13 protein-coding genes are annotated in these 14,057 nt (G+C 65.8%); 8 read left to right on the top strand and 5 right to left on the bottom strand.

Annotation, left to right across the window (positions count from 1 at the left end; genetic code table 11):
* The first annotated feature begins 141 nt into the window (after positions 1-141).
* Entirely contained in the window at positions 142-921 is a 780-nt protein-coding gene (locus QZY67_RS02460) for a helix-turn-helix transcriptional regulator (RefSeq protein WP_295368377.1), read from the top strand.
* A 63-nt stretch (positions 922-984) separates the two neighbouring features.
* On the opposite strand, the gene QZY67_RS02455 is transcribed toward QZY67_RS02460, so the two are convergent.
* Together QZY67_RS02455 and QZY67_RS02450 are read right to left on the bottom strand one after the other, a co-directional pair.
* On the bottom strand, positions 985-1,677 hold the full coding sequence (locus tag QZY67_RS02455) for a response regulator transcription factor (RefSeq protein WP_295368376.1): 693 nt from the start codon (positions 1,675-1,677) through the stop codon (positions 985-987).
* A 62-nt stretch (positions 1,678-1,739) separates the two neighbouring features.
* Complete coding sequence (locus QZY67_RS02450; protein ID WP_294533062.1) at positions 1,740-2,756, bottom strand: WYL domain-containing protein; 1,017 nt, start codon at positions 2,754-2,756, stop codon at positions 1,740-1,742.
* Between the two features lie 232 nt (positions 2,757-2,988).
* Here QZY67_RS02450 and QZY67_RS02445 point away from each other — a divergent pair, with 232 nt between their 5' ends.
* A complete protein-coding gene (locus tag QZY67_RS02445) occupies positions 2,989-3,807 on the top strand; it encodes an SH3 domain-containing C40 family peptidase (protein ID WP_295368375.1) in 819 nt (272 codons plus the stop codon).
* Positions 3,808-3,857: 50 nt separating this feature from the next.
* Here the strand turns inward: QZY67_RS02445 and trxB are convergent, their stop codons facing one another.
* The 3 genes from trxB to QZY67_RS02430 all read right to left on the bottom strand — a co-directional run bounded on the left by trxB (position 3,858) and on the right by QZY67_RS02430 (position 7,773).
* Positions 3,858-4,763 carry a thioredoxin-disulfide reductase gene (gene trxB, locus QZY67_RS02440; protein WP_295368374.1) on the bottom strand — a complete coding sequence of 302 codons (906 nt, stop codon included), beginning with the start codon at positions 4,761-4,763 and terminating at the stop codon, positions 3,858-3,860.
* 129 nt (positions 4,764-4,892) lie between these two features.
* Entirely contained in the window at positions 4,893-7,037 is a 2,145-nt protein-coding gene (locus QZY67_RS02435; RefSeq protein ID WP_295368373.1) for a HAMP domain-containing sensor histidine kinase, read from the bottom strand.
* A gap of 43 nt (positions 7,038-7,080) precedes the next feature.
* Positions 7,081-7,773, bottom strand: a complete 693-nt coding sequence (locus QZY67_RS02430) for a response regulator transcription factor (protein ID WP_294533049.1) — start codon at positions 7,771-7,773, stop codon at positions 7,081-7,083.
* A 251-nt stretch (positions 7,774-8,024) separates the two neighbouring features.
* On the opposite strand from QZY67_RS02430, the gene QZY67_RS02425 reads away from it, so the two are divergent.
* From QZY67_RS02425 to lepB (QZY67_RS02400), 6 genes are all read left to right on the top strand, one after another.
* Entirely contained in the window at positions 8,025-8,429 is a 405-nt protein-coding gene (locus QZY67_RS02425) for a PPC domain-containing DNA-binding protein (RefSeq protein WP_295368372.1), read from the top strand.
* On the top strand, positions 8,426-9,205 hold the full coding sequence (locus QZY67_RS02420) for a TIGR00282 family metallophosphoesterase (protein ID WP_295368371.1): 780 nt from the start codon (positions 8,426-8,428) through the stop codon (positions 9,203-9,205). Before QZY67_RS02425 ends, QZY67_RS02420 begins: the two co-directional genes overlap by 4 nt.
* Before the next feature lie 28 nt (positions 9,206-9,233).
* On the top strand, positions 9,234-10,334 hold the full coding sequence (locus QZY67_RS02415; protein ID WP_295368370.1) for a DNA repair exonuclease: 1,101 nt from the start codon (positions 9,234-9,236) through the stop codon (positions 10,332-10,334).
* Positions 10,331-12,592 (top strand): AAA family ATPase, encoded by a 2,262-nt coding sequence (locus QZY67_RS02410; protein WP_295368369.1) that lies wholly within the window; start codon positions 10,331-10,333, stop codon positions 12,590-12,592. The genes QZY67_RS02415 and QZY67_RS02410 overlap by 4 nt, the downstream gene beginning before the upstream one ends.
* A 156-nt stretch (positions 12,593-12,748) precedes the next feature.
* Positions 12,749-13,333, top strand: a complete 585-nt coding sequence (lepB, locus tag QZY67_RS02405) for a signal peptidase I (protein ID WP_295368368.1) — start codon at positions 12,749-12,751, stop codon at positions 13,331-13,333.
* Between the two features lie 12 nt (positions 13,334-13,345).
* Positions 13,346-13,924 carry a signal peptidase I gene (gene lepB, locus QZY67_RS02400; RefSeq protein WP_295368367.1) on the top strand — a complete coding sequence of 193 codons (579 nt, stop codon included), beginning with the start codon at positions 13,346-13,348 and terminating at the stop codon, positions 13,922-13,924.
* Positions 13,925-14,057: the final 133 nt, after the last annotated feature.

Raw genomic sequence — 14,057 nt, 5'->3', positions numbered from 1 at the left:
ATTGCAGAAAAAGAATACCGACAGAAAGGAAAAATAGATACACGATTTCTACTCTTAATACAAAAAATCTACTTTACATATAAAAATGTCCATATATAATAAATTTAAGCATGCGAAATTGGTGAAAATGGAGGGAATACCGTGAGCGAACCGGAAAAGAGCCCCATTACGCCGCCGGAAGTGGAGGCCATTATGGACCGGCTGGTGGCACAGCGGCGGGAGAATCTGGAGTTCCACCAGAACTACCAGGAGGAGACGCTGCAGTTTCTCTATGTAAAAGAGGGAAGGCCGGAGCAGCTGGCCCAGCTCTACAGCGGCCAGAGCTATGGGTGCAGCGCCTCCATGGGCATGATGGCCCAGAGCGAGCTGGACCAGTGGCGCTGTGCCTTTATTGTGGCGATAACCCTCTATACCCGCTTTGCCATTGAGGGCGGCCTGGACCAGGAGATCGCGTACAGCCTCTCCGACGCCTACCTCTGCGTGGTCCACCGGATGGATGACCCCAGGGCGGTGTATGAGCTGTTCCACCGGGCCGGGGTGGACTTTGCCTCCCGGGTGAGGGACAGCCGGCTGTCCCAGGTTCCAGCGGTGGTGGCCTGCCGGGACTATGTCTCCAAGCACCTGCACTTCAAAATCACCGTGGCCGAGCTGGCCCGGCACTGCGGACTGTCCCCCAACTACCTCTCCGCCCTCTTCCACCGCCAGACAGGCATGACTCTGAAGGAGTACATCCTGCGGGAGAAGCTGCGGGCCGCCCGGTATATGCTGCTGACCACCGATATCACCGTGGCCGAGGCGGCGGTGCAGTTCGCCTTTCCCTCCCACAGCAGCTTTGCACGGGATTTTCAGAAGCACTACGGCCAGCCGCCGGCAAAATACCGCTCCCAGCCCCACAGCGTGGCCTGGGACATCATCGACTGACCCAAAAAAATCAGCCTGCCGGGAGAGACGGCAGGCTGATTGCGGCGGTGTTATGGCCCGGATTCAGGGGAAGCGGCCGGGCGTGTTGTCGAAGCGGTACCCCACACCCCGGAGGGTGACAATCCGCTCGGCGTAGGGGCCGATGGCACGGCGGACCTGCTTGATGTGGGTGTCCAGGGTGCGCTCGCCCTTGGGGCGGTCGGGGCCCCAGACCGCCTCCAGCAGAGTATGCCGGGGCATGGCGGTGCCCGGGTGGGAGACCAGCTGAAGGAGCAGGTCGAACTCCTTGGGGGAGAGCTCCACAGGCCGGCCGTCCACCAAGACCCGGCGGGCCGCCGGATCCACCACCAGGCCGCCGGTACCCAGGACAGGGGCGGCGGGGACGGAGGCGGCGCGCCGCCGCTTGAGCAGGGCGGCCAGCCGGTAAATCAGCTCCCGGGGCGAGAAGGGCTTGACCATGTAGTCGTCCGCTCCCAGCTTAAAGCCCCGCACCTTATCCTGTTCCTCTCCGTGGACGGAGAGCATGAGCACAGGTACGTCGGAGAAGGTGCGGATGGCCCGAAGGACCTCGTAGCCGTCCAGGCCGGGGAGCATGATATCCAGGACGACCAAATCAATGCCGCCCTCCCGGCAGCGTTCCACCGCGGCACACCCGTCGGCGCACTCGGCGATCTCATAGCCCGCGTGGCGGGCATGCTTTGCCACAAGGGCCCGCAGCTTGTCTTCATCATCCACAATCAAAATCCGTTCTGCCATGGGAATATCTCCTTTCCGTGAGAAGTCGGTTGGGACAGGACCGGGAAAGAGAAGGGGGCGGCTTACCGGCCCATGGCCTCCGCCGGCCGGAGCGGAGGGAGGGCGTACTCCAGGCTGTGCAGCTGGTCGCGGAAGGCATCCACCGCCCAGTCGGGGGAGAGCAGCTCCGCGCCGGAGCCGAGGCCGAAGAGCCAGCCCAGGAACTGGGGGCTCACTACCGCGCGCACTGTAACAGTGAAGTGGTCGTCCCCGTCGGGGACCAGAATCACATCCTGGCCGAACCGGTCCAATACCACGCCCACCAGCTGGTTCCGGCAGCGCAGCGTCACCTGAGCCTCCCGGCCGCGGAACATGCCGAAATGCTTCTGGGCGTAGGTGGACAGGTCGAAGTCCAGGCAGCTCTCGTCCCCCAGCCGGGGCAGGCAGGTCACCGCCAGCTCGGCCATCTTGTCCACCCGGTAATGCCGCATCTCCCGGTGCAGGTGGTCGAACCCGGCCAGATAGTAGTTCTCATTGTCCCAGATCAGCCCGTAGGGGCTCACCTGATAGCGGCGCCCCTCCCGCCGGAAGACCTTCTCCTTTCGGACATTGTACTCAAAGTACCGGAAGGTCACCGACTTGCCGGTGGCAATGGCGCTGTGGAGCTTGTCGATGTTGTAATATACGCTCTCGTTCATGGCCTTCACCCGGCCCGACACATAGACCTGCCGCTGGAGCGAGCGGGCCTGATGGCGGCTGGTCAGGCTCTCCAGCTTGTGGATCAGCGCGTCCGATTTGCGCCGGGTGATGAATTTGCAGGACTGCACCGCGTCCACCAGCAGCTTCAGCTCGGCCAGCTCGAAGAGCCTTCCGCCGATAAACCAGCCGGGGGACTTCCCCTTCCGGCTCTGGACGTCCAGCCCCAGCTCCCGCAGGGCGTCCATGTCGTCATAGATGCTCTTGCGCTCCGCCCCCACCTCATGGGCCTCCAGAGTGCTGATGAGCTGCTGGACGGTCATGGGGTGGTCCTCGTCGGTCTCACGGAGCAGGGCCCGCTCCAGCAGCGGCAGCTTGAGCTTTTGATTCGCGCCTCTCGCCATGGCGCATCCCCCCTTTCCATACCATTATAGCGCAAAATATGTACGATAAAGCGGACTTTTCAGAAGCATACCATATTTTTACGTCTCTGCCAAGTAACACAGGATAATAAAAAGGAAAATTCTGAATCATTTTGGTCCTGATTTGTGCAGCTTTACAGGGCATGGAATCTGTGCTACCCTCGTATCCATAGAGGGAAGGACCCCGGGCGGCGGCCCGGAGAGGGGAGGGCGAATGATGAGAGCGGTTGTGACAGCACCTATCTGCCCGCTGATGAGCGGGCCGTCCTGCCGGTGCGGGCGGGCGGACGAGGCCCTGGGGGGCATGATCGTGGAGGTGCTGGAGGACACGGGGACCGCCTGGAAGCTGGTGCGCACCCACTACGGCTACACTGGCTATGCTCCGGAGGAGTGCCTCCTCTTCGGCGAGGAGACAGCGGAGCGATGGGCGGGCCGGGAGAAGAAGGTGGTGCTCCGGGGGACCTGCGACGTGCTGGCCTTTCCCGACGTGGCGGCCTGGCCGGCGGCGTCCCTGGTCCGGGGGGATATCGTGGCCCCGAGCGGGGAAGAGCGGGAGGGCTGGCAGCGGGTGCTGCTCCCCGGCGGGCAGGAGGGGTATCTCCGCAGCAGCGTTCTGGGGCAGCTCCACACCGCGCCCGTCCATAAGGACGAGGCGGCCATGCGCGCCGCCCTGGTGGATGCCGCCCTGGCCTACCGGGGCGTATCTTACCGCTGGGGCGGCAAGACCCCCATGGGCATCGACTGCTCCGGTCTGTGCTCCATGGCCTATCTGCTCTGCGGGGTGATCATCTGGCGGGACGCGGCCATCAGGGAGGGCTACCCCATCCGGCCCATCCCCAGGGAGAAGATGGGTCCCGGAGATCTGCTCTTCTTCCCCGGCCATGTGGCCATGTATCTGGGGGACGGGCGGTACATCCACGCCACCGCCCGGGCGGGGGACGACGGCGTTGTCATCAACAGCCTTCACCCAGGCCGGGCCGGCTACCGGGCCGATCTGGCCGGCAGCCTGACGGCAGTGGGCTCCATATTCTAGGCAGACAGTGCGCCCTGGGAACAGCTGTTTCCAGGGCGCATATTTGCTGTTTATTGGGCGGACTGGAGGTAGCGGCCCGCCTGGGAGGCGGCGGAAGCGCCGTCCGCCGCGGCGGTGACCAGCTGGCGCAGGTCCTTCACCCGGGTGTCCCCGGCGGCAAAGACGCCGGGCACGTTGGTGCAGGTGTCCTCCCCCGCCACAATATAGCCCGCGCCGTCCAGCTCCAGGGGCGGGGAGAAGACCTGGTTGTCCGGGACCAGACCCACGGCGGCGAACACCCCCGCCACCGGCAGGGAGCGCCTGCCCTCCGGCCCCTCCACCAGCAGGGAGGTCACAGACTGCTCCCCCTGAACCTCCACCACCCTGTGGGAGAGGAGCACGTGGATGTTGGGCGCGGCGGCCAGGGCGTCGATGAGATGCCGCTCCGCCTTAAAGGTATCCCGCCGGTGGATCAGGTACACGTTGGGGCAGATGTTGGCCAGGAAGAGGGCGTCCTCCAGGGCGGTGTTGCCCCCGCCCACCACCGCCGTGTCCCTGCCCCGGAAGAAGTTGCCGTCGCAGGTGGCGCAGTAGCTCACGCCCCGGCCGGCCAGCCGTTCCTCGCCGGGCACCTCCAGCTTCCGGCGGCGGACGCCGTTGGCGATGATCACCGTCCGGCCCTCATAGGTGTTTCCGCCGGTGGTCACGGTCTTGTATGCGCCCTGGTCGGCCAGGGCGGCCACCCGCTCAAAGCGGATGTCCGTGCCCAGGGACTGGGCCTGCTCGTAGAGATTCATGGCGAAGTCCGGCCCGGAGACCTGCTTGCTGCCCGGCCAGTTCTCAATGTCCGGCGTGGTGGCCGCCTGGCCGCCGGGGGTGCCCCCCTCCAGAAGCAGGGCGGAGTACCCGGCCCGCTTGGCGTAGATGGCGGCGGTCAGGCCCGCCGGGCCGGCGCCGATGATAATGATGTCGTACATATGCTCACCTCATTAACAAGAATAATTCCTGTTTAAATCATACCATATAACAGGAAATTTGAAAAGAGGGAAAGGCCCCAAAAAGCAAAAAAATTCCGGCACGGGATATTGTCCCGTGCCGGAGATGGTTTATGCGCTGTGGTCCAGGGAGCCGGGGCCGTTTTCCGGCTCAGAGGGCAGGTCGGGGACGGGCTCGGGCAGAGCCACCGCCTCGGGGAAGGAGACGGCGGCCTTGAAGAGATCCCCGTCGATGTCCAGCCGGAAGGTGCCGCCCTGGAGCTCGGTCAGGCTGCGGGCGATGGACAGGCCCAGGCCGGAGCCCTCGGTGGTGCGGGACTCCTCGCCCCGGACAAACCGCTCCATCAGACGCTCAGGGGGAATGTTGAGCTGCTGGCGGGAGATGTTCTTCACCGACAGGGTCACCATGCCCTCCCAGCGTGTCACGTCCAGGTAGATGCGGGTGCCCTCCAGGGCGTACTTGCAGCAGTTGGAGAAGAGATTGTCGATGACCCGCCACAGGTGGCGGCCGTCGGCCCAGATGAACAGCTCATCTTGGGGCAGGGTGGGCACCGCTGTGAGGTTGTGGGCCTGGAACCGCTCCTCGTACTCGCCCAGCGCCTGGCCCACAAACTGGACAATGCCCAGCCGCTCCAGGCTGACGGGCAGATTGCCCGTGGAGGCCTTGCTGGCCTCCACCAGGTCCTCGGTCAGCTTTTTCAGCCGCTGGCTCTTCCGGTCCAGCACCTCCAGGTACTCCACCGCCTTGGGGTTGTCCAAAGGCTCCTTTTTCAGCAGGTCCACATAGTTGATGATGGAGGTGAGGGGGGTCTTCAGGTCGTGGGACACGTTGGTGATGAGCTCGGCCTTGAAGCGCTCCGACTGCATCCGCTGGTCCACCGCCGCGCTCACCGCCGCGCCAAGGTCGTTGAGCTGCTCGGCGTGCTCCCGCAGGTCCCGGTACATGCCCCTGGTGTCGATTTTGGTCTCCGGACTGCCGCCCACAATCTCCGCCGTGCCCGCCCGGATGGCCCGCCACTGCCTGGCCCAGCGGCACAGGCACCAGAGCACAAAGCCCTGATACACCGGAATGAGCACCACGGTCAGGCCGGTGAGCAGGGTACCCAGCAGGTAGAGGAGAAAGAGGGTCACGGTCCGGCGGCTCATGGACCAGCCGTGCACCATTTTGGACAGGCCGTGCACCAGACCGGAGAGAAGCCGCCAGAGCAGCATGGACCGCAGCAGGGTGTGGTTTTTCAGGCGGACGGCGGTGGTCATCAGCAGCCCCAGGATAAGGGCGGCCCCCGCCATGACGAACACGGCCAGGCCCGCCATCACATAGAGGCGGGTGTTGCCCTGGTTGTACACATAGGACACCTGATCTCCGGCGGAGAGCAGGGCGGCGGCCAGGAAGAAGTCCGCCAGCAGGTACACGTCGTAGGGGATGCGCTCCTGCCAGGTGAGAGGCACGGAGCCGTCCTCCCGCCGGCGGCAGCAGTCCAGCAGCAGGCTGCGGATGCCCGCCAGGCTCAGCAGGCTGAACACCAGGGCGGCCAGGGCCACATAGGGCAGACGGCCCTGGAGCTGGGTGTAAGCAACGCGGCTCTGAGAGTAGCGGTCCGAGACGGCCATGGGGCTGGCGATGCCCGCCTGGATGACCAGCTCCTCCCGCTTGATGCGGGTGTCAAAGCTGCTGTCATAGCCCTCGAAATCGTAGCCGTCAGAGTAGTAGCCGTAGGCGTTGTAGTATCCCGCGCTGTCCGCCGGGTCGCAGGTCACATAGCCATCCTCCGTACGCACCATGCGGACATATCGGTCCAGATCCTCGGCGTAATAAGTGTAGTCGTCATAGGCCAGGTCGTCACCATAGGTGAGGGTGGCGGCGGTGGTGATCTGTGCGCCGGCGCTGTCCTCCAGGGAGGCCCCATTCAGGTTGCTGGCCAGCAGAGCGCCGGACTGGTCGTGGACCTGGTAGCGGAAGTTGGTGTTTCCGGCGGACAGCCGCTCCTGAAGGCCGCTGAGCTGCTGCTCCTCCAGGTAGGACAGGTCTCCGGTCCAGCGCTCCCGCAGCAGGAGATCCACCAGCTGCTCCACCTGGTTCAGGTCGGCGTACATGTCCTCATGGGCGGTGGCGCTGTTGTAGTAGTCGCCGCCGGTCCACAGGTCGTCCCAGTTGGCGGCGGTGACCAGGCCGGAGAGGAGGGCCGCCGCCAGCACCACCATGGTCAGGAGAAAGACCCCCACCCGGGACACCGGATTGAAATTGAGGCTTCTCACAGAAATCAGCTCCTGTCCGTTGATTTGCCGGAGAAGCCGCCGCTCACAGCTTCTCCATCTTATAGCCCAGGCCCCACACCACCTTGATGTACCGGGGGTTGGCCGGGTCGATCTCGATTTTCTCCCGCAGGTGGCGGATGTGCACCGCCACCGTGTTCTCCGAGCCCAGGGAGGGGTCGTTCCACACCTGCTCGTAGATCTGGCTGGTGGAGTACACCCGGCCCGGGCTCCTGAGCAGCAGCTTGAGGATGTTGTACTCAATGGGGGTGAGGGACACGCTCTCCCCGTCCACCGTCACCGACTTGGCGCCGTCGTCCAGGGCGATGCCGCCGTTGCGGATGACGTTGTCCTCAATTTTCTCCCGGCCGCCCAGGGTGGTGTACCGCCGCAGCTGGCTCTTTACCCGGGCGATGACCTCAATGGGGTTGAAGGGCTTGGTGATATAGTCGTCGGCGCCGATGTTCAGGCCCAGAATCTTGTCCGAGTCCTCGCTCTTGGCGGTGAGCAGAATGATGGGGATGTTCTTGCTCTCCCGCAGCTTGGCGGTGGTGCGGATGCCGTCCAGCCCGGGCATCATCACGTCCAGCAGCACCAGCTGGATGTCATGCTGGTCCACCATCTTCAGGGCTTCCAGGCCGTCGTAGGCCTTGTAGGTCTTGTACCCCTCGCTGGTGAGGTAGATGTCCAGGGCGGAGACAATGTCCTTGTCGTCGTCACAGATGAGAATGTTGTACAACTCGTTCACCTCATGTCTGAAATAATCCTAGCACGAAAACTTTAAGCCGCAAGAACGGAAAGGTTTAAGAACTTTTTAAGAAGCGCGGCAGGGCCGGACGCCTGCCCAATATTCTACCCCATTCCGTCCCCTCTGGCAAATGAAAAACGCCGCCGGTGGGAGAAAGTGCATTGCCCTGGCCGGGAAAATCGCATATAATATAAACCTAGCATCTCCACGGCGGAGAGGCGGACGGAAGGGAGGCCTGTTTTATGAAAACCCACTGCTTCCGGCTCCGGCGGGGGGACGACCTGCTGGAAAAGCTGGAGGAATTCGCCGGAGAGAACCATATCCCGGCGGCCGCGGTGGTCTCCGGGGTGGGCTGCGTCAGCCGGGCCCGGGTGCGGGACGCCTCGGGCGTCACGGTGCGAGAGCTGGACGAACCGCTGGAGATCGTCTCCCTGATGGGCACCCTGTCGGAGAAGCGGACCCATCTGCACATCTCCCTGTCCCGGGAGGACCTCACCACCCTGGGGGGCCACCTGATGGCGGGGTGCATCGTCAACACGACGGCGGAAATCGTGGTGCTGGAGCTGCCCGGCGTCCGCTTTGACACGGAATTTGACCCGGAGACCGGCTATGACGAGCTGGTCATCCGGCAGGAGGAACTGCCATGATACTCAATCTGCTGGCCGTGGGGGACGTTGTGTCCGACGACGGCCTGAACTACCTCGCCAAACACCTGCGCCAGGTCAAGCGCCTCCACGACGTCCACTTCACCGTGGTCAACGGGGAGAACGCCTCCGGCGTGGGCATCCTGCCCCGGCAGGCCCAGGAGATCTTCGACGCCGGGGCCGACGTCATCACCCTGGGCAACCACACCTGGAACCGCATCCAGATCGCCCCGTTTCTGGACGAGAACCGGTACATTCTCCGCCCTGCCAACTACACCAGCCGGGTACCCGGCCGGGGCTGGGGGGTGTACGAGGGGCCCAGGGGCATCCGCATCGGGGTGATGAACCTCATCGGCCGGTGCGAGATGGACTCCAATTTCGACAACCCCTTCACCGTGGCCGACCGCATCCTGAAGGAGGGCGGCGCCGACATCGCGGTGGTGGACTTCCACGCCGAGGCCACCAGCGAGAAGGGGGCCATGGGCTACTACCTGGACGGCCGGGTCCAGGCGGTGTGGGGCACCCACACCCACGTGCCCACCGCCGACGCCCAGATTCTGCCCGGGGGCGCCGGCTTTGTCACCGACCTGGGCATGACCGGCCCGGTCCGCTCGGTGCTGGGTATCCGCCCCGAGCAGTCCATCAACCGCTTCCTGGGCGGCCTGCCCCAGCGGTACGAGTCGGCGGGGGGAGCGTGCAAGCTGGAGAGCGTGCTCTTCTCCATCGACACGGAGACCAGGCGGTGCGTGGCCGCGGAACGGGTGGACATCCGGGACTGACCGGAAGAAAAAACCGGAGGAAACTGACATGCTGAAGCTGATCCATGCCGCTGATTTTCATCTGGACGCGCCCTTTGCCGCCCTGCCCCCCGAGAGGGCGGCAGAGCGGCGGGAGGAGCAGCGGCAGCTCCTCACCCGCCTGGCCGAGCTGACCGAGGCGGAGCGGGCCGGCCTGGTGCTGCTGTCCGGCGACCTGCTGGACAGCGACCAGGCCCGTTATGAGACCGTCCAGGCCCTGGCCCGGGCCCTGGGGGAGATGAAGGTCCCCGTGTTCATCGCCCCGGGCAACCACGACTTCTGGTCCGCCCGCTCCCCCTGGAGCGCCGGGGCGTGGCCGGAGAATGTACACATCTTTTCCCGCTCCAGCCTGGAGGCGGTGGAGCTGCCCGGGCTGGGCTGCACGGTATACGGCGCGGCTTTCACCGCCCCGGCCTGTGACCAGTCCCCCCTGAAGGGCTTCGCCGCCCCGGAGGACGGCAGGCTCCATCTGATGGTCCTCCACGGCGATGTGGACGGCAGGGGGCGGTACGGCTCCATTGACCGGGCGGACATTGCCGGGAGCGGCCTGGACTACCTGGCCCTGGGCCACATCCACGCCTGCTCCGGCCTCCAGCGGGAGGGGAACACCTGGTGGGCCTATCCCGGCTGCCCCGAGGGCCGGGGCTTTGACGAGCTGGGGGACAAGGGCGTGCTGGTGGTGGAGGCGGAGAAGGGGAACGTCTCCGCCCGGTTCGTGCCCCTGTGCCGCCGGCGCTACCGGATGCTCACCGTGGACCTGTCCGGCGGAGAAAACCCGGCGGAAGCCCTGGCCGCCGCCCTGCCCGGGGACGGGGAGAACGACATCTGCCGCATCCTCCTCACCGGCGAGAGCGGCGTGGAGGGCCTGGACCTGGAGGCGCTGGAGGCGGTGGCCCAGCCCTATTTTTACAGCGTCACCCTCCGGGACCGGACCCGGGTCCGCCGGGACCTGTGGAGCCGGGCCGAGGAGGACACCCTCACCGGACTGTTTCTGCGGCAGATGCAGGCCAGGCTGGCCCAGGCGGACACCGACGAGGACAGGGCCCTAGTGGAAAAAGCCGTCCGCTTCGGCCTGGCGGCGCTGGAGAACGGGGAGGACTGCTGCCCATGAGAATCATCAAGATGACGGCCACCTTCGGCCGCCTGAACCACGCCGTGCTGGAGCCCGGACCCGGCCTGAACCTGATTGAGGCCCCCAATGAGAGCGGGAAGTCCACCTGGTGCGCCTTCCTGCGCTCCATGCTCTACGGCATCCCCACCCGGGAGCGGGACCGGCAGGACTACATTGCTGAAAAGAACCGCTACCAGCCCTGGTCGGGCAGCGCCATGGAGGGAGCCCTGGAGCTGGAGTGGAAGGGGGAACGGATTACCATCCGGCGGGGCCCCAGGGGGAGCACCCCCTTCGGCGCCTTCTCCGCCGTGTACAGCGACACGGGAGAGCCGGTCCCCGGCCTCACCGCCGCCAACTGCGGGGAGACCATTCTGGGCGTGTCCCGGTCCGTGTTTGAGAAGTCCGCCTTTGTGGGCCAGGGGGGCGCGGCCATCTCGGCCGACGCCGAGCTGGAGCGGCGCATCGCCGCCCTGGTGTCCTCGGGTGAGGAGGATGTGTCCTACTCCCAGGTGGAGAGCACCCTGAAGGAGTGGCTCAGGCGGAGAAAGTACAACAAGAGCGGCCAGATCCCCCGGCTGGAGAGCGAGCTGGCCGTGCTGGACGACACCCTGGCCCGGCAGGAGCAGGCCGCCCGGCAGGCCGAGGAGGCCCGCCGGGACCTGGAGCAGCTGACCGCCTGGCGGGACAGCCTGAAGGCCGCCCTGGCCACCTGGCAGAGCCGGGAGAACCAGGAGCGGCGGCGCATGTGGGAGGAGGCCGCCGCCGCCCTGGAGAAGGCCCGGGCGGAGGTGGCCGCCCTGGAGGCGGAGCAGAACCGCCACGGCGCGCCCCCCGACCGGGAGACCCTCCGCCGGGCCCAGGAGGACCTGGCCTACCTGAAGACCGTGAACGCCAACCTGAAGCTGGCCGAGAGCCAGGTCCAGGAGGCGGAGGACAGGGCCCGGGCGGCCCAGGCGGAGACGGCGGACGACCTCTTCCCGGACATGACCGCCGACCAGGCCTGGCAACAGGCCTCGGGCCACAGCGCCCGGGTCACCGAGTGCCGCGTTCAGGCCGCCCGGGCATCCCGGGCCGGCTGGGCGGGGGCGGCGATTTCCGCCGTGGCGGGCGCGGCCCTGGCCGCCGCCGGCTGGTTCCTGCTGCCTCAGACCGGGTACATCCTGCCCATCGCCGGCGCGGCGGTGCTGGTCATTGGCGCGGCGGTGTCCCTGGCGGTGAGCCGGGGCAGGGCGGGCAGGCTGACCGCCGAGGCGGAGGAGCTGCTGGGCCGGTACTCCGCCGAGTACCCCGACGACATCATGGCCCGGGCCAACGCCTTCCGGGAGAAGTGGGTGGCCGCCCAGGAGGCCCGGCGGAGCGCCGAGGCGGTGGAGGACTCCCGCCGCCGCCTGACGGCCCAGCGGGATGAGCTGACGGGCGCGCTGATGGACCTGGTGCACACCTTTGAACCCGCCGTCCGGGACTTTTTCGGCGTGTCCGCCGCCATCTCCCGGGCGCTGAACCTGGAGGAGCGGCTGTCCACCGCCCGGGTGCGGCTGGACGGGGCGGAGAAGCTGTCCGCCAGCCTGCCCAGGCCCCAGGCCGTTGAGCCGGAGGGGGACCCGGATGGGGCCCTCCCCGAACACTTTGACCCCCAGGAGGCCGCCGCGGCCCTCTCCTCCGCCGAGGGGGAGCTGACCCGGCTGCGCAGCCTACGGGCCATGGCCCAGGGAGAGATGAACACCCTGGGAGACCCGGTGCTGTTCCAGTCCCGGCGGGAGGAGCTGACCGAGGAGCTGTCCCGCCGCCGGGAGGAGTACGCCGCCCTTACCCTGGCTCTGGAGGGGCTGGATGAGGCCAACGGCCAGCTCCGGGCCCGGTTCTCTCCGGCCCTGAACGCCAGGGCGGGGGAGCTGCTCGCCCGCCTCACCGGCGGCAAATACAGCAGGGTGACCCTGACCCGGGAGCTGGAGGCCTCCGCCGAGGAGGCGGACAGCCCTCTGCCCCGGCGGACCCTGCTGCTGTCCCAGGGCACGGCGGAGCAGGTCTATCTGGCGGTGCGGCTGGCGGTGTGCCGCCTGGCCCTGCCCGCCGAGGACCCGGCGCCCCTGGTGCTGGACGACGCGCTGGACGCCTTCGACGACAGCCGCATGGCCCTGGCCCTGGAGGTGCTGCGGGAGCTGGCGGAGGAGCGGCAGATCCTCCTCTTCACCTGCCACAGCCGGGAGGCGGCGTGCCTCAGGGGCGCGGAAGACGTAAAGGTGCTCTCCCTCTCGTGAACGGCGGACGGAGGGCGCTCTGCGCCGCGCATCCCGTGCATTTACAACCCAAAAACAGACAGCGGCCTGCCGAAACAAGTTTTTCGGCAGGCTGTTTCTTGCAATGCGGGGGTGGGCGCGGTATAATAAACTATCTGTGGAACGGGAGATGAGGGCATGGCCCGGGGAAAGCGGGAGCTGAAACCCGAAATTCAGAGCCTGAAGGGGATGGACGCCGTCAAGGGCGACCTCTACATCTGGCTCCAGGCCTTTGTGCTCATCTCGGTGGCGGTGGTGCTCTGCTTTACCTATCTGGGGCGGGTGGTCACCGTGTCGGGCAGTTCCATGGAGCCCACGCTCCGCAACGGCGACATGCTGCTGCTGCGCAGCGGCGCGGGCGGCGTGGAGCAGGGGGATGTTGTGGTGCTGACCCGGGAGGACTTTCTTGACGAGCCCATTGTAAAGCGGGTGATCGCCACGGAGGGCCAGACCGTGGTCATCGACTATACGGCGAACAGCGTCACCGTGGACGGCGAGCGGCTGAAGGAGCCCTATGTGGTGGAGGTTATGGCTCAGCCCTACTTCTCCGGCCCGGTTGAGACCGTGACGGTGCCCGAGGGCTGCATCTTTGTCATGGGGGACAACCGGAACCACTCCTCGGACAGCCGCCATCCCGGCCTGGGCACAGTGGACCTGCGCTGTGTGCTGGGAGAGGCCAAAGCGGTGCTGCTGCCCCTGGGGCGCATGAAAACAATCCATTAGGAGGCATAGCCAATGGCGGAAGAAAAGCAACCTGAGACAGAGGAGGAGCAGGGCCCCGCCCTGCCCCAGGCGCTGTACGACTGGCTCCAGGCCCTGGTCATGGCCCTGGTGTGCATTATCCTCGTCTTTACCTTTGTGGGCCGGTTCATCTACGTGTCCGGCCACTCCATGGAGCCCACTCTCTACGACAAGGACATGATGATCATCCAGGAGCTGGGGTATACGCCCAGACAGGGGGATGTGGTGGTGCTCACCAAGCCCTCCGAGATTGCCGACGGGCCCATCGTGAAGCGGGTCATCGCCACCGAGGGCCAGACCGTGGAGATCGACTATGAGGCGTCCTGCGTCTATGTGGACGGCGAGAAGGTGGACGACAGCTATCTGGGCGAGCCCATGCGCCAGCCCGGCGACCCCAACATGAGCATCACGTCGGTGACGGTGCCCGAGGGCTGCATCTTTGTCATGGGCGACAACCGCAACCACTCCAACGACAGCCGGGATGTGCGGCTGGGGGTCATTGACGAGCGGTATGTCATCGGACGGGCCATCTTTGTGGTGCTGCCCTTTGAGAATTTCGGGGCCATCGAGTAAATCAGAAAACAAAAAAGAGCCGTGTGCACCTGGACTGAACTGCACCCCATTTGTTAGACAGTATGATATACTGAAAATAACAAGTGGGGTGATTTATTATGCCGAAAGGAATACCAAACAAACGCTATACACC

The organism is uncultured Pseudoflavonifractor sp. (assembly GCA_904419835.1).
Classification (GTDB): Bacteria; Bacillota; Clostridia; order Oscillospirales; family Oscillospiraceae; genus Pseudoflavonifractor.
This window is presented reverse-complemented; position numbering and strand designations above follow the sequence as displayed.

What these genes read in the sequence shown, in the direction of transcription:
- lepB (WP_295368368.1), top strand. Translation starts at nt 12,749, where the DNA reads ATGGCCCGGGGAAAGCGGGAGCTGAAACCCGAAATTCAGAGCCTGAAG.
- QZY67_RS02445 (WP_295368375.1), top strand. Translation starts at nt 2,989, where the DNA reads ATGATGAGAGCGGTTGTGACAGCACCTATCTGCCCGCTGATGAGCGGG.
- QZY67_RS02450 (WP_294533062.1), bottom strand. Translation starts at nt 2,756, where the DNA reads ATGGCGAGAGGCGCGAATCAAAAGCTCAAGCTGCCGCTGCTGGAGCGG.
- QZY67_RS02415 (WP_295368370.1), top strand. Translation starts at nt 9,234, where the DNA reads ATGCTGAAGCTGATCCATGCCGCTGATTTTCATCTGGACGCGCCCTTT.
- QZY67_RS02455 (WP_295368376.1), bottom strand. Translation starts at nt 1,677, where the DNA reads ATGGCAGAACGGATTTTGATTGTGGATGATGAAGACAAGCTGCGGGCC.
- lepB (WP_295368367.1), top strand. Translation starts at nt 13,346, where the DNA reads ATGGCGGAAGAAAAGCAACCTGAGACAGAGGAGGAGCAGGGCCCCGCC.
- QZY67_RS02420 (WP_295368371.1), top strand. Translation starts at nt 8,426, where the DNA reads ATGATACTCAATCTGCTGGCCGTGGGGGACGTTGTGTCCGACGACGGC.
- QZY67_RS02410 (WP_295368369.1), top strand. Translation starts at nt 10,331, where the DNA reads ATGAGAATCATCAAGATGACGGCCACCTTCGGCCGCCTGAACCACGCC.
- trxB (WP_295368374.1), bottom strand. Translation starts at nt 4,763, where the DNA reads ATGTACGACATCATTATCATCGGCGCCGGCCCGGCGGGCCTGACCGCC.
- QZY67_RS02425 (WP_295368372.1), top strand. Translation starts at nt 8,025, where the DNA reads ATGAAAACCCACTGCTTCCGGCTCCGGCGGGGGGACGACCTGCTGGAA.